This is a genomic window from Symbiobacterium terraclitae (assembly GCF_017874315.1).
In the GTDB taxonomy this organism is placed as follows: domain Bacteria; phylum Bacillota; class Sulfobacillia; order Symbiobacteriales; family Symbiobacteriaceae; genus Symbiobacterium; species Symbiobacterium terraclitae.
Genome location: NZ_JAGGLG010000007.1, coordinates 48,124 through 71,012, shown reverse-complemented (window position 1 = coordinate 71,012; position 22,889 = coordinate 48,124). Strand labels below are relative to the sequence as shown.

General features: G+C 70.2%; 18 protein-coding genes. 10 read left to right on the top strand and 8 right to left on the bottom strand.

The features are described from left to right. Positions 1-16: 16 nt before the first annotated feature. The 6 genes from J2Z79_RS05850 to J2Z79_RS05825 form a co-directional block, all read right to left on the bottom strand. Positions 17-790: an alpha/beta fold hydrolase gene (locus J2Z79_RS05850; protein ID WP_209465934.1), complete on the bottom strand. Its 774-nt coding sequence runs from the start codon at positions 788-790 to the stop codon at positions 17-19. Between the two features lie 121 nt (positions 791-911). After that, positions 912-4,154: an AfsR/SARP family transcriptional regulator gene (locus J2Z79_RS05845; protein ID WP_209465933.1), complete on the bottom strand. Its 3,243-nt coding sequence runs from the start codon at positions 4,152-4,154 to the stop codon at positions 912-914. 239 nt (positions 4,155-4,393) lie between these two features. Next, positions 4,394-5,971: a hypothetical protein gene (locus J2Z79_RS05840; RefSeq protein ID WP_209465932.1), complete on the bottom strand. Its 1,578-nt coding sequence runs from the start codon at positions 5,969-5,971 to the stop codon at positions 4,394-4,396. A 158-nt stretch (positions 5,972-6,129) separates the two neighbouring features. Further along, entirely contained in the window at positions 6,130-6,849 is a 720-nt protein-coding gene (locus J2Z79_RS05835) for a phosphorylase family protein (protein ID WP_209465931.1), read from the bottom strand. Further along, the gene (locus J2Z79_RS19115) at positions 6,842-7,918 is read right to left on the bottom strand and encodes an MTAP family purine nucleoside phosphorylase (protein WP_209465930.1); all 1,077 of its coding nucleotides are present in this window, start codon (positions 7,916-7,918) and stop codon (positions 6,842-6,844) included. Before J2Z79_RS19115 ends, J2Z79_RS05835 begins: the two co-directional genes overlap by 8 nt. 42 nt (positions 7,919-7,960) lie before the next feature. After that, positions 7,961-9,013, bottom strand: coding sequence for a s-methyl-5-thioribose-1-phosphate isomerase (locus J2Z79_RS05825; RefSeq protein WP_209465929.1), 1,053 nt, complete (start codon positions 9,011-9,013; stop codon positions 7,961-7,963). A gap of 165 nt (positions 9,014-9,178) precedes the next feature. On the opposite strand from J2Z79_RS05825, the gene mqnE reads away from it, so the two are divergent. From mqnE to J2Z79_RS05810, 3 genes are read left to right on the top strand one after another with little or no spacing between them, the layout of a single operon-like run. Continuing rightward, a complete protein-coding gene (mqnE, locus tag J2Z79_RS05820) occupies positions 9,179-10,492 on the top strand; it encodes an aminofutalosine synthase MqnE (protein WP_209465928.1) in 1,314 nt (437 codons plus the stop codon). A gap of 3 nt (positions 10,493-10,495) precedes the next feature. Then, complete coding sequence (mqnC, locus tag J2Z79_RS05815) at positions 10,496-11,695, top strand: cyclic dehypoxanthinyl futalosine synthase (protein ID WP_342589426.1); 1,200 nt, start codon at positions 10,496-10,498, stop codon at positions 11,693-11,695. 15 nt (positions 11,696-11,710) lie between these two features. Continuing rightward, a complete protein-coding gene (locus tag J2Z79_RS05810; RefSeq protein ID WP_209465927.1) occupies positions 11,711-12,616 on the top strand; it encodes a menaquinone biosynthetic enzyme MqnA/MqnD family protein in 906 nt (301 codons plus the stop codon). 62 nt (positions 12,617-12,678) lie between these two features. On the opposite strand, the gene J2Z79_RS05805 is transcribed toward J2Z79_RS05810, so the two are convergent. Further along, on the bottom strand, positions 12,679-13,224 hold the full coding sequence (locus tag J2Z79_RS05805; RefSeq protein ID WP_209465926.1) for a hypothetical protein: 546 nt from the start codon (positions 13,222-13,224) through the stop codon (positions 12,679-12,681). Positions 13,225-13,443: 219 nt separating this feature from the next. Between J2Z79_RS05805 and J2Z79_RS05800 the strand changes: the two genes are divergently transcribed. The 6 genes from J2Z79_RS05800 (at position 13,444) to J2Z79_RS05775 (ending at position 20,690) form a co-directional block, all read left to right on the top strand. Then, positions 13,444-14,667: an ABC transporter substrate-binding protein gene (locus J2Z79_RS05800; protein WP_245302274.1), complete on the top strand. Its 1,224-nt coding sequence runs from the start codon at positions 13,444-13,446 to the stop codon at positions 14,665-14,667. Between the two features lie 77 nt (positions 14,668-14,744). Next, entirely contained in the window at positions 14,745-15,632 is an 888-nt protein-coding gene (locus J2Z79_RS05795; RefSeq protein WP_209465924.1) for a branched-chain amino acid ABC transporter permease, read from the top strand. 12 nt (positions 15,633-15,644) lie between these two features. Continuing rightward, complete coding sequence (locus J2Z79_RS05790) at positions 15,645-16,631, top strand: branched-chain amino acid ABC transporter permease (protein ID WP_209465923.1); 987 nt, start codon at positions 15,645-15,647, stop codon at positions 16,629-16,631. After that, positions 16,618-17,388 carry an ABC transporter ATP-binding protein gene (locus tag J2Z79_RS05785; protein ID WP_209465922.1) on the top strand — a complete coding sequence of 257 codons (771 nt, stop codon included), beginning with the start codon at positions 16,618-16,620 and terminating at the stop codon, positions 17,386-17,388. The genes J2Z79_RS05790 and J2Z79_RS05785 overlap by 14 nt, the downstream gene beginning before the upstream one ends. Beyond that, complete coding sequence (locus J2Z79_RS05780; RefSeq protein WP_209465921.1) at positions 17,385-18,104, top strand: ABC transporter ATP-binding protein; 720 nt, start codon at positions 17,385-17,387, stop codon at positions 18,102-18,104. Before J2Z79_RS05785 ends, J2Z79_RS05780 begins: the two co-directional genes overlap by 4 nt. Positions 18,105-18,344: 240 nt before the next feature. Continuing rightward, on the top strand, positions 18,345-20,690 hold the full coding sequence (locus J2Z79_RS05775) for a methyl-accepting chemotaxis protein (protein WP_209465920.1): 2,346 nt from the start codon (positions 18,345-18,347) through the stop codon (positions 20,688-20,690). A gap of 48 nt (positions 20,691-20,738) precedes the next feature. Here the strand turns inward: J2Z79_RS05775 and J2Z79_RS05770 are convergent, their stop codons facing one another. Then, positions 20,739-21,560 carry an HAD family hydrolase gene (locus J2Z79_RS05770; protein WP_209465919.1) on the bottom strand — a complete coding sequence of 274 codons (822 nt, stop codon included), beginning with the start codon at positions 21,558-21,560 and terminating at the stop codon, positions 20,739-20,741. Positions 21,561-21,694: 134 nt separating this feature from the next. On the opposite strand from J2Z79_RS05770, the gene J2Z79_RS19110 reads away from it, so the two are divergent. Further along, the gene (locus J2Z79_RS19110; protein WP_209465918.1) at positions 21,695-22,813 is read left to right on the top strand and encodes a M24 family metallopeptidase; all 1,119 of its coding nucleotides are present in this window, start codon (positions 21,695-21,697) and stop codon (positions 22,811-22,813) included. Positions 22,814-22,889 lie beyond the last annotated feature (76 nt).

The following is a 22,889-nucleotide window of genomic DNA, read 5'->3' as shown; positions in this document are numbered from 1 at the left end:
CCGCATTTCCTCCACGTCAGATGCCGAAGAACTCCACCAGCCGCTTCGCCAGCCGCTCCGGCGCCTCGACCGGGGCGGAGTGGCCGACGTCCGGCCAGAGCTCCAGCTGGGCGCCGGGGATCTGGTCCCGGGTCCGCTCCATCATGTCCAGCGTGACCAGGCCGTCCTTCTGCCCGTAGATGATGAGGGTGGGCACCCGGAGCCCGGCCACCTGCTCCACCAGGTTCATCACGTCCAGCGCACGCCCGTTGGGGATCAGGGCGCCGGCGGACTTGGTGACAGACTCCTCCAGCACGGCGCGGTAGAACTCGTCCTGGGGGGCGGTGGGCATCATCATGCCGAGCGCCGCCTTCAGCAGCTCGGGCATCTGCACGGCCGCCTCCAGCTGCGCGTACCGCTCGGGCGGCGTCACCAGCCCCTCGGCGGGCGCCGAGTTGATCAGCACCAGGCGCTCCACCAGCTCCGGGCGGGCGACGGCCAGCTGCATGGCGACCCCGCCGCCCAGCGAGTGGCCCACGACGAAGCAGCGCCCGACCCCGAGGGCCTGCGTGAACTGGTAGATGTCCTCGGCCAGGTCGGCGATGGACCACGGGGGCGCCGGCTTGTCGCTGTCGCCGCAGCCCCGGAGGTCGGGGGCAAGGACGCGCACGCTGCCGGGCAGGTGCTCCATCACCCGCTCCCACCAGAGCGAAGAGGCGGTGTTGCCGTGGATCAGCAGGACCGTCTGCCCTCCCTGGCCACGTTCCCGGTAGAAGATGCGCAGACCGTTCCCAAGCGATACCGCAGCCATGTGGTTCCCTCCCATCAGCGAGGTGGTCGCCTGCGTTGCGAAAGGGTGGTGTCACGCATCAGCGCGGCGTACTGCTTCATGATGGCAGGGCGGTGTTACACGGCAGTCACCAGATGGGGGGCTAGCGCTCCTCGCCGCGCACGGTGTGCGAGGCGCTCCTGCGGATCCGCTCGAAGAGCCGTGCCGTGGCGGGCATCGGGCTGATGCCCAGCTCCTCCTGCAGGTTCTGCACGCACCGCTCGTAGGTGCGGAGCGCCAGCGCCCGGTTGCCGAGCCGGAAGTGGCTGTACATCAGGAGGCGATACGCCTCCTCCCAGGTGTGGTCGGTGGCCAGAATTAGGTCGCAGAGCCGGACGCACTTCTCGTAGAGCCCCTGGCGGGCCGCGTCCTGGGCCAGCCACTCCAGCGCGCGCAGGTAGAGCACCTGCAGCCGCTCCCGCTCCTCCGAGCACCAGTCCTCGTACCGCAGCTCGGCCAGGAAGTCGCCCTGGTAGAGCTCCACCGCCTGGCTCAAGGACTCGCGGGCCTGCGCCTCCTGCCGCTGCTCGCCGCAGGCGAGGCCGTGGGCGGCCAGCCGTTCGAACTGGTCGGCGTCCAGCCAGTAGCCGGACTGGGGGTTGAGCCCGTAGGCCTGCCCCTCCCGCACGATGTAGAAGGGGTTCGCCCGGGCCGGGCGGTCCGGCTCCAGGGCGGTGAGCAGCGAGTTGAGGGCCACGCGGAAGTCCCGCTGGGCGACCGCGGGGTCCGCCTCCGGCCAGAGCAGTTCCATGATCTGCTCCCGCTGCAGCAGCTTCCCCCGGTGGGTGATGAAGAGCTGGAGCAGCTGGCGTGCCTTCTCCCGCCGCCACTCCCGGCGTGTGATCTCCTGCATCCCCCGCCAGGCCTGGAAGGTGCCCAGGGTGCGCAGCCGCAGGGTGTAGCCGGGGTGGTGCTCCGGGTCGGCCACCTTCATCTCCGCCAGGAGCCGGGTGGCGTAGGCCGCCTGGATGGACCGCTGGCGGGCCTCGTGCAGAAGCGGGATCAGGACCTGCGGGTCCTGGGGGCCGAAGAGCGTCCGCCGGGTGAAGAGGAAGCCGTAGTCCTGCTCCTGGGCGGTGGCGAGGGCGGCCTGCAGCGCCGCGGCGAAGGCATCCCGGTCCCGCCGGCGGTGGGCCAGCAGCGCCTGCCAGAGCCGGGTCATGGTGAGGCCGTAGGGGTCGGCGGTCTGGGTGAAGGCCTGCTCCGCCTGCCGGAGGTAGCCGTCCGCCTCCGGCCGGGCCAGCGCGGCCGCCGAAGCGCCGAGGCTGAGCAGGCAGTAGCCGTGGAACCAGTTGTCGCAGGCTGCCCGGGCGATGCGGGCCGCCTCCAGGCCGTGGTGCTCCGCCTGCGCCCAGTTGCCGGCCCGGTGGCCGTAGAACAGGGAAAGTCCTGCCAGCGGCTCGGCCTTGCCGCGCGTGACGTTGATCTTCTCCATCAGGGCGATGGCGGCCTGGTACTCGGCGGCCACCGCCTCGTCGGGCGCCAGCGGGTTGAGCTGCAGCGCGTGGGCCCGGCGCATGAGGCCGACGCCCTCCACGAAGGGCGAGCGCTTTTCCTGCCCGAGGCGGATGCCCTCCTCGGCGCCGGTGCGCGCCAGCGGCACGTCGCCCATGAGGGCGGCGATGTACGAGATGAGCAGCGGGACCTCCCGGTGGGCGCGGCTGGCCCCGGCCAGCCCCTGCCGGGAGAGCCGCGTCAGGGCGCGCATCGCCTCGGACAGCCGGCCGGTCCGCAGCAGGGCGCGCACCTCCAGGAGGTCGTCCACCCGGGCCCCGGCGCCGGCGGCGGCCAGGCTGGCGAAGCGGGCGGCGTCGGTGGGCCGGCCGCGGTTGGTCTCGTTCTCGGCCAGGAGCGCCATCAGGTCGGCGCGCTCGTACTCGGTGAGGGCGTGGACGAGCTGCTGCGCCTCGGCCAGCACGTCGTCGGCCTTGCCGGGCGAGATCGTGTCGAGGTAGACCCGGGCCTCGCCCATAAGCGCCAGGCAGCGCCCGCGGGCGTCCCCCAGCGCGCCGTACTTCTCGGCGGCCTGGCCGTAGTAGGCCAGGGCGTCGTCGAAACGGCTGGTCAGCCGGGCGACGTCGCCGCAGCGCAGGAGCAGCTCCGGGAGCCGGCTGAAGGTCTCCTGCGGCAGCCGGGAGAGGAACGCCCCCAGCGCCTCCACCCGTCCGGCGTTGATCATCCCGTCTGCCGCCTTGAGAATGGCGCCGGCCGCCAGGTCGTACTCGCCCACCTCCGCGAAGTGGCCCGCCGCCACCTCGGCGCAGCCCGCCTCCAGGTAGTAGCGCGCCGCCGTCAGGTGGTGGGTGCGCCAAGCTTCGCGGTCCTGCTGGGCCTGGGTCCTGAGGAACTGGTGGAAGAGCTGGTGGTAGCGGAACTCGCCGTCGCCGACGGCCTGGATGAAGAGGCCGTTCTCCTCCAGCGCCTGCAGCACGCGGTCGCTGCCCGGCTCGCCCATCAGGAGGTCGCAGACCGGCGGCTGGAGGCGCTCCAGCACGGACGTGGTCAGGAGGAAGCGGCGGACGAAGGGGCGCTGCCGGTCCAGCACCTCGTGGGCCAGGTAGTTGAAGAGCGTGTCGAGGTTCTTGGGCCGCCCCTCCCAGAAGTCCTGGAGGGTCGACCCCTTGCGCAGCCCCTGCCAGGCCAGCTGCAGGGCGATGATCCAGCCCTCGGTCCGCCGGGCGAGGGCGGCGGTCTGCTCGCTGGTGAGGCCCACGCCGTACTGGTCGAGGAAGAGCGCCTCCACCTCGGCGGGGGTGAAGGCCAGATCCTGCTCGGTGAGCTCCACCACGTCGGCCAGGGCCCGCCACCGGGGCAGGCCGCCCAGCGGCGGCCGGCGACGGGTGGCCAGCACCAGGTGGACGTGGTGCGGCATGTGCTCGATGAACTGCTCCACCAGCGCCACGACCTGGTCGCCCTCGTCGACGTTGTGGAAGTCGTCCAGGACGATCAGCAGCTCGTGCTGGGCCCCGGTGAGCAGGTCGGAGGTCAGGGCGTCCACCACGTGCGCCCAGGACCGGTTCGGGCCCTCGCCCTGCTGGAGCAGCTGCAGCGCCCGGCCGCCCACCTCGGGGAAGGCGATCCGCAGGGCGTAGATCAGGTGGAGGAGGAAGGGGAAGGGATGCAGGTCGTCCGGCGTGAGGGTGTACCAGACGGCCCTGCAGGGCGCCTCGGCCAGGAAGGAGACCAGGGCCGTGGTCTTGCCGTACCCCGGCCCGGCCTGCAGGATGGTGAGCGGCACGTCCAGCGCCTCCGCCAGCCGCTCCTGAAGGCGCGGGCGGACCAGCGTGTGCCGGCGGAGCCGGGGGGGAACCAGTTTGGCCTTGAGGACTTGCTCTGCGGCGAACATGGAACCACCCCCCTGGGTGAAAACCTTGACGAAGGGTTCCACCTACGGAAGGACTTCTCCTCCACCGGAGGAAGGAGACGGAGGTTGGCAAGCGGACCCTGAAGCACCCGTGGGTCCGGGCGCAGCTGACCGCCATGCAGGGGTTCGACGCGAGCCTGACCGGGGAGATCGTGGCGCGGACGTAGTGCGAGCTATGGAAGAGGGCTGGCCCAGTCGTCCGGACTGGACCAGCCCCTTGCTTATGATCCGCCGTATGCCTGCCGCCGGCGGGCGTAGCCGGCGAGGAGGAGCAGCATGGGCGTGAGCGCCAGGAAGTAGAGCGGCATGCCTGCCTGCAGGGTGTACTCGTGGGCGCCCATGAAGTCCAGGAAGTGCACGCCGTCGCCGGGACCGGCGTACCACATGATGACGTAGAGCACCTGGAAGGGCTTGTCGCTTCGGGTCGCAGCGCCCAGGGCGACGGCCAGCGACGGAACGAAGAGGCAGCCGATCAGGCAGGCGCCCAGCTGGGGCCAGCTCTGCGCCAGGGCCAGGCGGGTGATGGCGCCGCTGCTGGTGACCAGCGCCAGGAGCAGCCCGGCGAGCCAGGCGGCCGGCAGCTGGTGGCGCACGGTGCGGGCGGCGCCCAGGACGAGCTCCTCCGGGCGGGAGGCGTAATCCTTCGCCGCCAGCCGGGACCAGAGCCCCACCGGCCAGAGCCAGGCGGCCAGCCGGAAGGTGTGCAGCATCTCCTCCGGCACGGTGAACGTGAGCAGGATCAGGACGGCGGCGCCCACGTACCACGCGAGGCTGGTGCCCTTCAGCAGCAGACGGAGCTCCTGTGCCAGCATCGGGGCCAGCCGGAAGGCGGCGCGTCCCTCGGGCGCCCGCTTGAGCCACGCGGGCGCCTCCGCCCTCCCTGCGGCCGGCGGGCCGTCGGACGTGCGCTGCTCCCTGGGTGCCCGCCGGATGGGCGGCGTGGCGTTGAACCGGTCGAACAGGGGGATGGCCGCGGCGGTGATCAGCGCGGCCACCGGAACCCAGGCCAGCCGGGCGGCCACCAGCGGCAGCGACCAGTCCATCCCGTTCCACACGAACGTCCTGGGAGCTCCGGTGCCGGACTCGATGATGGAGAGCGATCCCGTCACGTCCGGCTGGCTCAGCAGGGCGTCACGGATGGCGCTCACCAGCAGGTTCGCCCCGAACGTGTCCACAGCCAGCACGCCGATGTCGGTCCGCGTGGTGTTCATGCTCACCATGACCAGGCCCAGCCAGGCGAAGAAGTAGAGGACGTTTCCGAGGCTGCCCCGGAGGGGCCGGATAGACTCGAACAGGACGGCAAGCGCCGCGACGACGGCCATGCCCGGCAACGTCACCAGCAGGAAGGGCGCCAGGAGGGGCCAGGGCTGGATCGCCGGCGCCTCGCCCCTGAGCAGCTGCATCCCGGCGGCGACCACCGCCAGCACGCCCACCAGGACGGCGAGCAGCGCGAAGTTGCTGGTGGCCTTGCTCAGGATGTACGTGGCCCGCGTCATCCTCGTGGCGGCCAGGACCTGCCCGACGCCCGTCTGCCGGTCCCGGCCGATCGCGTCGTTCACCAGGTAGAAGCCGAAGAGGGATAGGAAGAAGCTGGTCACGAGTGCCACCGATGCGCCCACCCACGCCGAGTTGTAGACGCCGCGGTAGCCGCCCACGGTCAGCACGTTGTACCCGGCGTTCCCCGGGACGAACAGCGTGCCGATGGCGGCCGTGGCCGCCGTGATTAGGAGGAAGCGCCCTCCCCGCACCCGCTCGCGGAAGTCGCCCAGGAAGAGGCGCCAGAGCACCGCGGTGTTCATGTGCGCTCACTCCCGGCGCGGGAGAGGAGGAGCAGGTAGGCGTCCTCCAGGGTGGGCGTAACCGGGCTGCTTCTAATGTAATGGACTATAGACAGGTGTGACTTGGTTCAATTAAACAACACAAGCCCCCTCGGGTGAGGGGGCTTTGGGGCGTGTTCTCAGATGTGCCGGTCGGTCCACTCCCGCCAGTCGTCGCCGATGACTCCCTGCGCCCGTGCGCCGGCCATCGCCCGGCCGCAGGCGCACGATCGGGGGCTGCGTGCCAGTTCCGTCGCGCGAACCAAGACCGGAAGCAGCCCCGCGTGGAGCCCGTCTGCCGGCGGCCGGGCCTCCACCACCACCAGCGCGGCGTAGCAGAGCTCCAGCTCCCGGGCCAGGAAGGCCTCGGGCACCGGGCCGGATCCAACCAGGTCAGCGCCCCACGTGCGGTACATGCGCCGCTCGGCGGGCGTCGCCTCCCGCTGCCCGTCCGTACCCACCAGCGTGGCCCCCCGGAACGCCCGGGGGGTCGCCGCGCGCGCAGCCTCATACAGCGCCGCCATGAGTTCCGGGCAGAAGGGCGGGTCCACCTTGATGAAGCCGTAGCCCTTCCCCACGAAGAAGGTGGACGGGAGGAGGCGGGTGAGGTCGACCACGTCGGCCGGCACCACCAGGTCGCCGGGCTCCAGCAGCGGGCTGATCGGATCAGCCGTGGCCGCGGCCAGCACTCCGCAGGCGCCCGCCTGCTTCGCCGCGTAGATCAGGGCCCGCGGGTCGGCCGCCTGATCCCGGATCAGGGCGCCGCCCCGATCTGTCACGGCGCCGTAGGGCGTCTCGTGCCGGCTCACCCGGCCCTCGGGGGCCATCCCGGGCGGGACGATGTAGACCACCTCAGGCATCCTGCTTCGCCTCCTCCTCCAGCAGCCGCCGTATGATCTCGAACATCAGCTGCCCCACCTCGGGCCCGAAGAGCCGCTGTTCCGGCCCGTCGAAGGGCACGCCGGTGGCGTAGTTGGAAACCCAGCAGAGCGAGCCGTACGCCATCCCCAGCTCCCGGGCCAGGAAGGCCTCCGGCGCCAGCGTCATCCCCACCAGCTCTGCCCCGGCCTGGGCCAGGAGGGCGATCTCGGCCCGGGTCTCGAGCCGTGCGCCCTCGGTGGCGGCGTAGACCGCCCCCGGCGCAGCCCGGTGGCCGCAGGCGGCCGCCGCCCGCACCAGCTCCGCCCGCAGGCCCGGGTCGAAGAGATCGCCATCCGGATGCACCGCCTGCCCAAAACTGGCGGGACGCCGGCGGGTCCAGTCGATCAGGTCCGACACCACCGCCAGGCTCCCGGGCGGCAGGGAGCGCACCAGCGAGCCTGCGCTGTTCCAGCTCAGGATCCGCCGGGCGCCCAGGGTGCGCGCGGCCCAGACGTTGGCCCGGTAGTTGACGAAGGGCGGCGTCACCCCCAGGCGCCCCTCGCCCCCGTGGCGGCTGAGGAAGGCCACGGGACGGCCCGCCACCTCGAAGAGGCGGAAGGGGCCGGCGAGGCCGTAGGGCGTCTCCATCGTCCGTTCCAGCCAGCCCGAGTCAAACTGTAGGTGGTAGGCCGCTGTGCCGCCGATGATCACGGTGTCAACGTGTGCCGCGGCGTTAACCGCGCCATGCCCACCCGTGTTCACGGCCTCCGCCGGCCAGTGCCCATCCGTGTTCACGGCCTCCGCAGCCCCGTTTCCACCCGTGTTCACGGCCTCCGCCGGCCAGTGCCCGCCCGTGTTCACGGCCTCCGCAGCCCCGTTTCCACCCGTGTTCACGGCCTCCGCCGGCCAGTGCCCGCCCGTGTTCACGGCCTCCACCGGTCCGTGCCCACCCGTGTTCACGGCCTCCACCGGTCCGTGCCCACCCGTGTTCACGGCCTCCACCGGCCCATGCCCGCCTGTGTCCACGGACTCGCTCTGCCAGTGCCCACCCATCCTCACGGTCTCCACCGCCTTACCGATCCTCCCGCCAGGCATGGCCGTCCGGGCCCCTCACGCATCCTCAGGCTCCGGCGCCGCGAAGTAGTCCCGCAGGTTCCAGGGCGTGAACAGCCCCCTCTCTGTCGCTATGACGCTCACGTACTGCGGCGGCGTGATGTCGAACGCCGGGTAGTAGCCGCGGATCCCCTCGGCGGCGGTGCGCACCCCCCGGCAGTAGAAGACCTCCTCCGGGTTCCGCTCCTCGATGGGGATGTCGGCGGCCGTCGCCCGGTCGGGGTCGGGGCCGTCGTAGCCCAGCACGATGAAGGGCACGCCGAAGTGGTGGGCCAGGACGGCGTACTGGAAGGTGCCGATCTTGTTGGAGACGTGGCCGTCCAGCGTGATCGAGTCGGCCGCGGTCACGTACTTGGTGATCATCCCCCGGTAGAAGAGGTAGCCGGGCATGTTGTCCGTCACCAGCGTCACCGGCACGCCGATCTCCCGCGCCTGGGCCGCCGTCAGCCGGGCGCCCTGCAGGTAGGGGCGGGTCTCGGTGGCGATCAGCTCGATGCGCTTCCCCGCCTCCAGGGCGTAGTAGAGCATGTAGTTCAGGGCGGCGCCGGCGAAGCAGTGGGTGAGGATGCGGTCGCCGTCCTCCAGCAGTCCGGCCGCATGGCGGCCGCTCAGCCGGGCTGCGCGGTCGCCCGCCCGGATCTGCGCGTCGACGAAGGCCACGACGGCCGCCTCGGCGTCCCGCCCCTCGGCGATGGCCGAGAGGGCGAGGTCCAGGGCCCGGTCCAGCAGGGGGAAGATGTCCGCCCCCGTGGGCCGCGTGTCCCGCAGCTCCCGGTGCGCCTGCGCAAGGGCATTCCGGTACTCCCCGGCCGGCATGGTCCGGAACTGGCGTGCGGCCAGCGCCAGGCCGTAGCCGGCCGCATAGGCCAGGGGCGGCGCCCCCTGGATCACCATGTCGACGATGGCCTGCGCCACCTCCCGGTAGCTCCGGCAGTCCACGAACACGATCTCCTCCGGCAGCCGCCGCCGGTCGAGGATCCGCACCACCCCGTCCACGTACTTCAGCGTGTCGGCCCGGTTGGTCAGAATGGGCAGTCTGGGCCTGCTCACGGCGCTTCCTCCCTCAGTGCGCGTCTCCTCCCATCATGACGGAACGGCCGGCGCGATACCGGCCGACCGCTGTCACAAAACGGACAATCGTGCCAAATCCGCCCCTGCGGGCCGGCCCGCCCCGCTAAAGTAGAGGAGGTACCGACCGAAGAAAGGAGCCGGGACATGGGCGGGAACAGCCTGCTGGAACGGACCCTCGATTCCCGGCTGGCCCCCATCTACCGCAAGGTGGTGGCGGGCCAGCGACTGACCTTTGACGACGGCGTCACCCTGATGACCCACCCGAGCCTCTTCGCCGTGGGCCAGCTGGCCAACCTGGCCCGGCGGATGCGCGTGGGCGACCGGGTCTACTTCAACAACAACGCCCACATCAACTACTCCAACGTCTGCGCCATCCACTGCAAGTTCTGCGCCTTCGGCCAGAGCCGGCGCAGCTCCAAAGCCTACACCCTCACGATTGAACAGATCGTCGCCAAGGCCCGGGAGGCCGTGGCGAAGGGGGCCACCGAGCTGCACATGGTCGGCGGCCTGCACCCCGACCTGCCCTGGGAGTGGTACCCCGAGATGCTGCGGGCGGTGAAGGCGGCCTGCCCCGGCGCACACCTCAAGTGCTTCACCGCCATCGAGCTCATCCACTTCACCCGCATCTCGGGCCTCACGCTGGAGCAGGTGCTGCTCACCCTCAAGGAAGCCGGGCTGGGGTCGATTCCCGGCGGCGGGGCGGAGATCTTCGCCCCCCGGGTGCGGGAGGCGATCTGCAAGCCCAAGGAGACCGCGGAGGAGTGGCTGCACGTCCACGATACGGCGCACCGGCTGGGGCTCAGGTCCAACGCCACCATGCTGTACGGCACGGTGGAGACCCCCGAGGAGCGGGTGGACCACCTGGTGCGCCTCCGGGAGCAGCAGGACCGGAGTGGCGGCTTCCAGGCCTTCATCCCCCTGCGCTTCCACCCCGAGAACACCAACCTCGGCCACCTGCCCGGCCCCACGGGCTACGACGACCTGCGGGTGATCGCCGTGGGCCGGCTCATGCTGGACAACTTCCCGCACATCAAGAGCTACTGGATCGCCAGCTCGCCAGCCATCGCGCAGGTAAGCCTCCACTTCGGCGCCAACGACATCGACGGCACCGTGCGGGAGGAGAAGATCTACCACATGGCCGGGGCGCGGACCGCCCAGTACACCGAGCTGCAGCAGCTGCTCCGGATGATCTGGGAGGCCGGGCGGATCCCGGCCGAGCGGAACACCGTGTACGAGGTGATCCGGGAGTACCCGGCGGAGCCCGATCCGGATCTGGTGGCCGCCGGCGCCATCCGCGGCTACACCGTCGAGACGGTGCACCTCTCCCGGGCCGAGCGGGCCATGGCTGAGGGCCGGTTCCACCCGGGCGGTCGCAGGGGGCGGCCTGTGCCCGTCCAGTTTCTGGATGAGCAGCAGACCGGAGGCGCCGGCGAGCGCACTGCGGAAGGGAGGGCGTGAGCGGTGGAGCCGTTGGAGCAGGTGAGACCACTGAAGCAGGCGGAGCCGATGGAGCAGTTGGAGCGGATCCATGAGGCCCTCGCGCGGCCCGAGCCCACCCCGGCGGTGGAGCGCATCCTGCACAAGGCCCTGGACGGCCACCGGCTCAGCTACGAGGAGGGCTGCGTGCTGATGCGGGAGGGCGACCTGGGCTCCCTGGGCCTGGTGGCCGGGGAGATCACACGCCGGCTCCACCCCGGGGGCATCGTGACCTTCGTCCAGGACCGGAACATCAACTACACCAACGTCTGCGTGACGGACTGCAAGTTCTGCGCCTTCTACCGCCACGAGAAGGACAGCGACGCCTGGGTGCTGAGCCACGAGCAGATCCTGCAGAAGGTAGGCGAGCTGGCCGCGTCCGGGGGCACGCAGGTGCTCATCCAGGGCGGCCACCACCCGAAGCTGCCCTTCGACTACTACACCGAGATGTGCCGGCTGATCAAGCGGCACTACCCCCAGATCGCCATCCACTCCTTCTCGGTCTCCGAGATCCGCCACTTCGCCCGGGCGTACAAGATGCCGGTGCGGGAGGTGGTGGAGCGGCTCCGGGAGGCGGGCCTCGACTCGGTGCCCGGCGCCGGCGGCGAGGTGCTGGCCGACCGGCCCCGCCGCATCATCGCCCCCCTGAAGGACCCGGCCGCCGACTGGCTGGCCACCTACGAGATCATCGCCGACGTCGGCCTGCGCGGCTCCTCCACCATGATGTTCGGCCACGTGGAGACGCTGGAAGAGCGGGTGGAGCACCTCCTGAGGCTCCGGGAGGTCCAGGACCGGACCGCCGAGCGGCACGGCCGCGGCGTCTTCTGGTCCTTCATCTGCTGGACCTTCCAGCCCGGGAACACACCGCTGGTGGCGGAGGGGCTGCACAACGGCGTGACCACCTCCAGCTACGAGTACCTGCGCACCCTGGCTGTGGCCCGGATCTTCCTGGACAACATCGAGAACATCCAGGCCTCGTGGGTCACCCAGGGCGTGCGCATCGGCCAGATCAGCCTGGACTGTGGCTGCAACGACTTCGGCGGCACCATGATGGAGGAGAACGTCGTGGCCGCGGCGGGCACGGTCTTCCACGCCACGCCGTCCGATGCCATCCGGCTGATCCGGGACGCCGGCCGGGTCCCGGCGAAGCGGAACACATTCTATGAGATCCTCGAGATCTACTAAGGGGGGCAGACCAGGATGGGTGAACATCTGCCCGGGCCGGGGCGCACGGCGCGGCCCGGCGGCAGCCCCGGCGCACCGGTGGCGCAGGCGGCCCCGTCGATCCGGCTCGGCTACATCGACTACCTGAACTGCCTGCCCGTCTACTTCGGCATCGAGCGGGGGGCTGTGGAGCTGGACGTGACCGTGGAGAAGGGGCCGCCCTCGGTGCTCAACCGGGCCTTCCTGGAGGGGCGCCTCGACGTCACGCCCATCTCCAGCATCGAGTACGCCCGCCACGCGGCGGACTGCGTGATCATCCCCGGCCTCTCCATCAGCGCCGACGGCAGGGTGGCGTCGATCCTGCTCTTCCACCGGCGGCCCCTGGCCGAGCTGGACGGCCGCCCGGTGGCGCTCACCGCCTCGTCCGCCACCTCGGTGGTGCTGACCCGGATCATCCTGGAGCAGCGGTACGGCGTGCGGCCGGCGTACCGGGTGGCTCCCCCCGACCTGGAGGCCATGCTGGCGGAGCACGACGCCGCACTGCTGATCGGCGACGACGCCCTGCTGGCGGCGCTGAACCATCCGGAGGTCCCCTGCACCGACCTGGGGGCAGAGTGGAAGGCCTTCACGGGCCACCCGATGGTCTACGCCCTCTGGGTGGCCCGCCGGGAGCTGGCCGAGGCCAACCCGGGCGCCCTGCGCCAGGTCACCCGGCTGTTCAACGCCTCCCAGGAGTACGCCTGGGACCACCGCCCGGACATGGTGGAGGAGGCGATGGCCCGCCGGGGACTGCCCCGGGCGGTCGCGGACGACTACTTCGACCTGATCCGCCACGAGTTCGGGCCCCGCTACCGCCGGGGGCTGCTGGCCTTCTACGAGCACGCCCGCCGGCTGGGCGAACTCGAGGCGGTGCCTCCCCTGTACGTGTGGGGGGAGGAGTAGGAGAACACCAAGGCGAGCCCCTCTCCGGGGGCTCGCCTGCGTTCTTGCGGGCGCGGCCTCGGCTACTTGTCGCCGATCAGGAGGTTGGCGGTGCCGGCCTTCTCCGACTCCTTGCGCGTGATGGTGATCAGGCCCGACCTGGTCTCGGACTCGCCCGAGAGCATAACCATGATCTCGCCATCGATCTCCATCTCCGAGCGGCTCACCTCGATGCCCATCTCCTTCAGCGCCTCCTCGTAGAAGTCGGCCACCGCCATGGCGTCGCCGGTGAAGCTGAGCTCGGCGCTGTAGGTGGTCTTGCCGTTGGTCGTCACCCGCCCAGACCCGACCACCTTGGCCCCGTCGTAGACGGGCAGCGGGAAGCCGGCGACCAGCCTGTCCTCGGCGCTGTCGCCGCTCAGCGTGATCGCCTGGCCTTCCGGGCCGGTGATCGTGATGGAGCCGTCATCCACGTCCACGGAGATCCCAGAGGCGCCCTCGACGATCTTCTCCGTGGCGCTCTGGATGACCCTTTCCGTCGCACTCTCGACCGCCCGCCCGGCCAGGCCGCAGCCGGCCAGCGCCAGCGCCGCAAGGCCGGCGAGGCAGGCCATCACCAGGTTCCGCACGCGCATCCCCTCCATCACGATCGTCCCAACATGATCACTATATGTGCCTCACGCCCCTTTTCATCACCTTTAGCACTACAGTTCGCTACCACCAAAAAATCTCTCGCCGCGAGCGAAAGGACTTTTTGACCCATTAGAGAATATACACTACCTAATATCCGGGAGAATCCCGTGATAAGGCAGACAGAGAGGGGTTTTCAGAGAATGAGGGGGGTCAGCATGAAGCGTGCACTGGTTGGGCTCCTGGTAGTCTCCATGTTCGTGCTCGCGGCTTGTGGCGGTTCGCAGGCTCCGGGTACCAGCACCGGCCCCGGGTCGAGCTCCAGCAGCAGCTCGAGCTCGAGCAGCAGCTCCGGTTCCGGTTCCGGCTCCGGCTCGGCTGAGAAGGTCATCAAGATCGGCCTGATCGCGCCGCTGACGGGCAACGTGAAGACTTTCGGCGAGTCCTCCAAGATGGGCTTCGAGCTCGCACTTGAGCAGGCTGGCTACAAGGCCGGCGACTTCAAGGTCGAGGCCGTCTCCGGCGACGACAAGGGCGACTCCACCGAGGGCGTCAACATCGCGACCCGCATGATCACCCAGGACGGCGTCAAGGCCATCATCGGCTCCGTCACCTCCGGCGTCACCATCCCGGTCGGCATCGTGGCCAACGAGAACAAGATCCCGATGATCACCGGCACCGCGACCGCCGAGGGCGTCACCGTCAACGACGACGGCAGCCGGAAGCCCTTCGTCTTCCGCGCCTGCTTCATCGACCCGTTCCAGGGTCAGGTGGCCGCGAAGTTCGCCCTGAACGACCTGGGCGTCAAGACCGCCGCGGTCTTCTACGACAAGGGCAACCCGTACACCGTGGGCCTCGCCGAGTCGTTCCGGGCTGAGTTCGAGGCCGGCGGCGGCCAGATCGTGGCGTGGGAGTCCTACTCCCAGGACGACACCGACTTCTCCGCCGTGATGACCAACGTCGCTGCGCTGAAGCCCGACATGCTCTACCTGCCCGACTACTACAACAAGGTCTCCCTGCTGGCCAAGGCCGCCAAGGACAAGGGCCTGGACGTGCCCATGCTCGGCGGCGACGGCTGGGACTCCACCGACCTGGACTTCGGTACGCTGGACGGCAACTACTTCACCGCCCATTACTCGGCTGACGATCCCAGCCCGGCGGTCCAGAAGTTCGTCAAGGACTTCGAGGCCAAGTACGGCACCAAGCCCGACTCCTTCGCTGCTCTGACCTATGACGCCACCAACATCATGCTCGAGGCGATCCGCATCGCGGGGACCGACGACACCGACAAGATCCGTCAGGCCATCCAGGACCTGAAGGGCTTCCAGGCCGTCGGCGGCTCGATCTCCTTCGACGAGAAGGGCAACCCGATCAAGGCCGCGACCATCCTTCAGGTGAAGGCCGACAAGACCTACGGTTTCGTCACCACCGTCAACCCGTAAGCATTCCGGCGTCGTGCCAGGGCCTGGCCGGTGGCGGCCTGGCCCTGGCCTATCCGCATTCATAAGGAGGCGGGCCTATGGGCCAGTTACTAGAGCAGGTGGTCAACGGCCTCCAACTCGGATTTGTCTACGCCTTGATCGCGGTGGGCTACACCATGGTCTACGGCATCATCAAACTGATCAACTTCGCCCATGGAGATGTCATCATGGTGGGCGCCTTTGTCACCTTCTTCGGGCTGGTCCGGGGGATCCCGTGGCCCGTCGCCATCCTGGTCGGTATGGTCACCTGTGCTTTGCTGGGCGTGGTGATCGAGCGGCTGGCCTATCGGCCCCTGCGGGAGAAGGGGGCGCCGCGCATCGCGGCGCTCATCACCGCGATCGGCGTCTCGCTCTTCATTGAGAACTTCTCGAGCCTGCGGATCGCCTTCGGCCCGGACTACCGCCAGTTCCCGGCCATGATCCCGCGGGCCCAGTGGAACCTCTTCGGGGTGAAGGTGAGCAGCGTTCAGGTGCTGATCATCGTCTCCACGCTGATCCTGGTCGCGATCCTGCAGCTCGTGGTCTACCGGACCAAGATCGGCAAGGCGATGCGGGCGGTCTCGATGGACATGGACGCCGCCCGGCTGATGGGGATCAACGTGAACCAGGTGATCGCCTTCACCTTCGCCATCGGCTCCGCCCTCGCCGCCGCCGCCGGCGCGCTCCTGGCCGCGGCGTATCCGCAGATCTGGCCGTACATGGGCATCATGCCCGGCCTGAAGGCATTCACCGCGGCGGTGCTCGGCGGCATCGGCTCCATCCCCGGCGCCCTGCTGGGCGCGGTGCTGATGGGGCAGGCCGAGGTGCTGACGGCAGCCTACATCACCACCGACTTCAAGGACGCCGTCGCCTTCGCCCTGCTGATCCTCGTGCTGCTGGTCCGCCCGGCGGGTCTGCTCGGCAAGGCCGGACCGGAGAAGGTGTAGGGGGTGGCGCAGATGCAGAAGAAGAGCATTCTCTCTTTCGCCCTGGTCGTCGCCCTCTACGTCGTGATCTACTTCCTGCGCAGGGCCGGGGTGATCACGACCTACTGGGGCCTGATCCTGGACCTGGCCCTGATCACGACCATTTCGGCGGTGGGCCTCAGCCTGATCTACGGCTTCGCCGGCCAGTTCTCGCTGGGCCACGCCGCCTTCTACGGCGTCGGCGCCTACGTGGGCGCCTTCATCACCAAGGCCTATGGCGGCACGCCGCTCAACTTCGTGCTGGGCCTGATCGCGGGCACCCTGGCCGCTGCGCTGATCGGCTTCCTGATCGGCCTGCCCATCCTCCGGCTGCGGTCGGACTACCTGGGCATCGCCACGCTGGGATTCGGCGTGATCGTCAAGGTGCTGTTCGACAACAGCGACAAGATCTCGAAGCTCCTGGGCGGCTCCATGGGCATGATGGGCATCCCGCGCATCACCACCTTCACCTGGGTCTTCTGGTGCGCGGTCCTGGTGATCTGGCTCGCCCGCAACCTGATCAACTCCAGCCACGGGCTGGCCTGCATCAGCGTGCGGGAGGACGAGATCGCCGCCGACATCATGGGCATCGACACCACCCGGTTCAAGATGCTGGCCTTCACCCTGGGCTGCGGCATGGCCGGGCTGGGCGGCGGACTCTACGCCCATCTCTACAGCTTCCTGCACCCCAGCAACTTCTTCTTCCTGAAGTCGTTCGACGTGCTGCTGATCGTGGTGCTGGGCGGCCTGGGCAGCCTGACGGGAACGGTGGTGGCCGCCATCGGCGTCGTCTTCCTGCAGGAGATCCTGCGCGACGTGCTGGGCCAGCAGTTCCTGGAGTGGCGCGGCGTCGTCTACGCCCTCGCACTCATCGTATTGATGATCCTTCGGCCGCAGGGGCTGATGGGCGGATGGGAGTTCAGCCTGGACCGGCTCTTCGTCCGCCGTCCGAAGGGAGGGAACGCCCGTGGCGCTGCTTGAATGCCGTAAGGTCTCCCGCCACTTCGGCGGCCTGAAGGCCCTGGTCGACTTCGAACTGACCCTGGAGAAGGGCGAGCTGGTGGGCCTGATCGGGCCCAACGGCGCCGGCAAGACCACCGTCTTCAACGTGATCACCGGCGTCTTCCCGCCCACCCTGGGCGAGGTGGTCCTTGAGGGCCGCGTGATCAACGACCGCAAGCCCTTCCAGATCACCCAGATGGGCGTCGCCCGCACCTTCCAGAACATCCGGCTGTTCAAGGAGATGACTGTCCTGGACAACGTCCGGGCGGTGATGCACCCCCGGTGCGGCTACAACCTCCTCGACTCCTTCGTGCGCACGCCCCGGTTCGCCCGGCGCGAGCGGGAGCTCACCGAGGAGGCCGAGGCGCTGCTGGAGCGGATGAACCTGGCCGACCGGCGCCACGAGAAGGCGGGCTCCCTGCCGTACGGCGCCCAGCGCCGGCTGGAGATCGCCCGGGCCCTGGCCACCCGGCCCAAGCTGCTGCTGCTGGACGAGCCGGCCGCGGGCATGAACCCCTCGGAGGTCGGCCAGCTGGTCGAGCTGATCCGCAAGGTGAAGCAGGAGTTCGACCTGACCGTGCTGCTCATCGAGCACCAGATGGGCCTGGTGATGAACCTCTGCGAGCGGCTGGTGGTGCTGGACTTCGGCCAGATCATCGCCAGGGGTACGCCGGCCGAGATTCAGGCGAACCCCCGGGTGCTCGAGGCCTACCTCGGAAAGGCGGTGGCCGAATGATCCTGCAGGTGCAAGACCTCCAGGTTGCCTATGGCAACATCCAGGCGCTGCACGGCGTCTCCCTCGAGGTGAACGAGGGCGAAATCGTTACCCTGATCGGCGCCAACGGCGCCGGCAAGTCCACCACCCTGCGGGCGATCTCGGGGCTCAACCGGCCCAAGAGCGGCACGATCCGCTTCCAGGGCACCGACATCACCCGGGTTCCGGCCCACCAGATCGTGGCGATGGGCATCGGCCACGTGCCGGAGGGGCGGCGGGTCTTCCCCGACCTGACGGTCCGCGAGAACCTGGAACTGGGCGCCTACATCGCCAGGCCCGACACCTTCCACAAGAACCTGGCGGAGGTGTTCGAGCGGTTCCCCCGGCTGAAGGAGCGCGAGTTCCAAAAGGCGTCGACCCTGTCCGGCGGCGAGCAGCAGATGTTGGCGCTGGGGCGTGCGCTCATGCTGCAGCCCAAGCTGCTCCTGCTGGACGAGCCCTCCATGGGCCTCGCGCCGCGGCTGGTGCAGGAGATCTTCGGCATCATCGCCGAGCTGAACAAGCGCGGCACGACCATCCTGCTGGTGGAGCAGAACGCGGCCATGGCGCTCTCCATCGCGCACCGGGCCTACGTGCTGGAGACGGGGCGGGTCGTCCTCTCCGGCCCGGCGGCGGAGCTGCAGTCGCACCCGGCTGTGCGGGAGGCGTACCTGGGCGGTTCCGGGCACGGCCACTGACCGGCCGGAACGCCACCGGCGGGCCATATAGTATTGAAGGAAGGAGCGGGACGGGCGGACTGCCCGTCCCGTGCCCATTGTTGCTCAGGTACTGCCTCCAGAGGAGGTCGATCGGACGGGTCGATACGTACAGAATCAACCTGTTGACTTGAGTCAATGTAACTAATAGTAATAGAGGGAATGGGCTCGCCGTCGGAGTAATCTAAACTAGACTATACTTTGAAGGGGCTGGTCTACACCATGCAAGTCGGTCTAGTTCGCCGCAGCTCGCTCGCCCTCCGAGTGGTGTTGATCACGCTGCTGGCGGTTGCCCTGCCCGCGATCGGCCTGGTGGGGACCAGCGCCTACCTGCGGGACGCCGTGACGCGCGATATCGACCGCCAGGCGAACACCACCCTGCAGCTTGCGATTCAGGTCCACCACTCCGCGATCGAGGGCCGGCTCGAGTCGCTCCGGTCGGCCGCGAGCGCTCTGCTCGCCGGCGGCGAGGTGGCCGGCGTCGCGACCGGGGCGAGCGCCTCCACCGCCGCGCTGGAGCAGTTCGGCAAGGCGATGACGGGCCAGGCGGACGTGCTCCTGGTGGTAGACGCCACCGGGCGGGTGCGGTACCGTTACGGCGCGCAGCCCGGCGACAGGGTGTCGTACGGCGGCATGGTCGAGGCGGTCCTGAAGGACGGCATGACCATTACCTCCGCGGTCCGGGTGGCGGCGGCGGACCTGCAGCCGGAGCGGGCGGTGGTGCGGCAGCAGGTGCCCGTCAACGTCATCGAGACGCCCGGGGCGCACCACGAGCTGACCGGAACGGTGCTGGGCGACGCGCTGGCCCTGGCCGCGGCGGCACCCGTCCGGGGGGCGGACGGCCGCATCGTCGGGGCCGTGGTGCTCGCCGACATCCTGAACAACGACCCCGCCATCGTCGACGAGGTGCAGCGGCGGTCTCCGGACGGCACGCCGCTCACCGCCACCATCGCGCTGGACGGCATCCGCATCACCACCAACGTCCGCCGGCAGGGGTCGGTGGAGCGGGCGGTGGGTACGATCTTCTCCGACGCGGTGATGGAGCACATCAGGAGGGGTGAGGCCTACCAGGGCAGGGCGGTGGTGGTGGACCACTGGCAGAAGACCATCTACACGCCCATCACCGATTTCAGCGGCCAGGTGATCGCCAGCGCCTATGTGGGCATTCCGGAGGAGCACTTCGAGCAGGTGGCGGGCGCATTCCAGTTGGCCACCGGCGCCGGCATCACCATCGGGGTTGCCGCGCTGCTGATCGGCGCGCTGCTGCCCTGGTGGCTGGCCAGGCGGACCATCAGCCGGCCGCTGCTGCAGTTCTCCGCGGCGCTGGATGCCGGCGACCTGTCCACGACCTTCACGGCCCCCGCGCGCGACGAGGTGGGCAGGATGGCGGACAGCCTCAACGGGCTGCTGGCGCGCGTGCGGCAGGCCACGGCCCACGTGGCCGGGGCCGCCCGCGAGGTCGCTGCGCTGAGCGCGTCGCTCCTCTCCTCCGCCGACCGGACGGCCGGGCTCGCGGCTGACGTGGCGGCCCGCACGGATGCGGGCGCGGCTGTGGCCGGCGACCTGCAGCAGCAGTCCACCGAGGTCGGACGGGGCATGGCCGACCTGAGCCAGGCCGCCGAGGGCATCGCCCGCGGCGCACAGGAGCAGTCCAGCCACATCGACCGGATGATGGCGATGGTCGACGAGATCGACCGCGCCGGCGCCGCGAGCCTGGCGCAGGGCGAGGCGGCCCGGCAGGCGGCGGAGCAGACGTTCCGGCTCGTCCGGGAGGGCGACGAGGCTCTGCGGGCCACCTTGGAGGGGGTGCAGCGGATCGCCGAGAACGCCGAGCGGGCCGTTGCGCTGGTGGAGCGGCTGGGCCAGCACTCCCGCTCGATCAACGAGATCTCCTCCACCATCTCCGAGATCGCGGAGCAGACCAACCTGCTGGCCCTGAACGCCGCCATCGAGGCGGCCAGGGCGGGCGAGCACGGGCGGGGCTTCGCGGTGGTCGCCAGCGAGGTCCGCCGGCTGGCGGAGCGCTCGGCCCAGTCCACCCAGGAGATCGGCCAGCTGATCGGCACGACGCTCAGCCTGATCGAGCAGACGGTCAGCGCCATGCGCGAGACCCGCGCCCTGGCGCAGGACGGCGTGGCCTCGGGCGGCCAGGCCCGGGAGAGCCTGGACCAGATCCTCGCCGCCAGCCAGACCTCGGCGGCCGCGGTGGACCAGATCGTCCGCGAGACGCTGGAGCCCACCGCCGCGCGCGTCCGCCACATCGCCGGGGCCATGCAGAACGTGGCCGCGGTGGTGGAGGAGAACACCGCCTCGTCCGAGGAGATGGCGGCTTCCACGGAGCGGGCGCTGGAATCGGTCGAGGCCATCTCGAGCGGGATCAGCGAGGTCTCGGCCATGGTGAGCGACATCCGCAACCAGATGGAGAAGGTGGTCGAGGCGCAGACCGCGCTGCGGGAGATGGCCGGGCGGCTGCAGCAGGTCTCGGCCGGCCTGGCGCAGTCGATCGCATCCCTCGGCGGCGGCGAGGCCGGCGGGGAGCCGGGATCCGGAGCCGAGGAGCCGGAATAGGCAGCGGAATGGGAAGGCGGCGCAGCCGGACAGGCTGCGCCGCCTCGCCTACACCGCCCCGGGCGGGGCCAGGAAGGATTCAATGAACTCGGCCACGCCGTCCGCGTCGTGGTGGCCGACCACCCGCGGCGCCACCTCCCGCACCGCCGCGTTCGCATTCTGCACCGTGGCCCCGCGGCCCGCCCAGAGGATCATCGACAGGTCGTTGCGCTCATTGCCGATGGCGGCCACCTGTCTGCGGTCGATCCCCAGCCGCTCCGCCAGGGTTCGGAGCGCGTCGCCCTTCGTGGCGCCGGGGGCCGTCAGCTCCAGCACGTAGGGTTCCGAGCCCGTCACCTCCAGCCCGGCGCCCCAGCGCGCACACACCTCCCGTTCCAGCGCCGGGATCTCGTTCACGTCGGCGAAGAGGAGGATCTTGGCGGCTCCCCGCTGCAGCGCGGCCGCGAGATCCCGCTCCACCCGGACCCGCGGCCCGTACCGCCGCATAAAGGCCCGGGTCTCCTCCGTCATCCTGTTGACCAGGACCAGGTCGTCGACGTAGACCTTCACGTAGACGCCCTGCGCGCCGGCCCAGGCGACCACCGCGCGCGCCAGGGACGGGTCCACGACCCGGGTGCTGAAGGGCTCGTCCTCCCCGGGGGCGTAGAGCAGCGCCCCGTTGCAGGCGGCGACCCATATCGGGCTGCCGGGCCAGCAGTTCAGGTACGGCGTGACGCCCGGGTAGAAGCGTCCCGTGGCCAGCACGACCGCAATGTCCCGCTCGAGGCAGGCGGCCACGGCCGCCTGGTTCCGCGGGGAGATCGTCTCGTCTGAGCGGAGCAGCGTTCCGTCCATGTCCAGTGCAAGCATGCGAACGGGGAGATCCGTCATGAGTCTGGCATCCTCCTTGCCCACTCAGTGTAAGCATGCCGATAGCGAACGGTCAACGAGTGTAAACTGGGAGGAGGAGCCGCCGCCGGGGCAGAAGCAGTCCTGGACGCAAATGTGCGAAGGAGGCAACGACCGTGAACGAGAGCAACGCCCGGTTCGGGGCGATACGCGCGGCGCTGCGCCGGCTCGGCATGGCGGCCGGGCTGGTGACGCACCCTACCAGCATGCGCTACCTGACCGGCTGGTCCAACCCCAGCAAGCGGTTCTCGGGGCTGCTCGTCCCCGCCGACGGCGACCCCGTGCTGCTGCTGCCGGCGCTGGAGGAGGAGAGCGCCCGCGCGGCGACCGCCCTGCGGCTGGTCACCTGGAGCGACGGCGAGGATCCCTTCGCCCGGCTCGCCGGGCTGCTGCGGGAGGCCGGCGCGGGCGGCGGCGCGCTCGCGCTGGAGCAGGAGGCGTTCCCCGTCGGCCAGCTGGTGCGGGTGGCCGGCGCCCTCGGACTGGCGCCCGGCGCCCTCCTGGGCTCGGTGGCCGACCTGAGCCCGGTGCTGTCTGACCTGCGGGAGTGCAAGGGCGACGACGAGGTCGCGCGGATCCAGAGGGCAGCCGACCTCCTGGGACCGGCGCTGGACGTGGCGATGAAGGCCATCCGTCCCGGCATCACCGAGCGGGAGCTCGCCCGCACGCTCGAGGACGCCATGGCCGCCGCCGGGGCAGAGGGGGTCGCCTTCCCGACCCACGTGCTCTTCGGCCCGGCCTCCGCCCTGCCCCACGGCGAGACCGGCGACCGCGTGCTGGAGCGCGGTCAGGTGGTCCTGATGGACTTCGGGGCGCTGTACCGGGGATACCGCTCCGACATCACCCGCACCGTCTGCTGCGGCGAGTGGCCGGAGGAGCTGGCCCGGGTCTACGACGTGGTGCTGGCGGCCAACCGCGCGGCCATCGCCGCGGTGAAGCCGGGCGTCGCCCTGGGCGACGTGGACCGCGCGGCCCGGCGCGTGATCGAGGAGGCGGGCTACGGCGAGTACTTCATCCACCGCACCGGCCACGGGCTCGGGCTCGAGATCCACGAGGAGCCCTACGTGGTGGCTGGAAACCCGAAGCGCCTGCGGCCGGGCAACGTGGTCACCATCGAGCCCGGCGTCTACCTGCCCGGCGTGGGCGGCGTGCGCATCGAGGACGACGTGGTCGTCACCGAGACGGGCTGCCGGGTGCTGACCAGCTGGACGAAGGAGCGGCTCACCGCCGGCTGATGCCGCGGTGCGCCGCGGCCTGGATCAGGTATTGACGGTTTGCGGTGCGAGGGTTTACGATGGATCTGTGAACCCG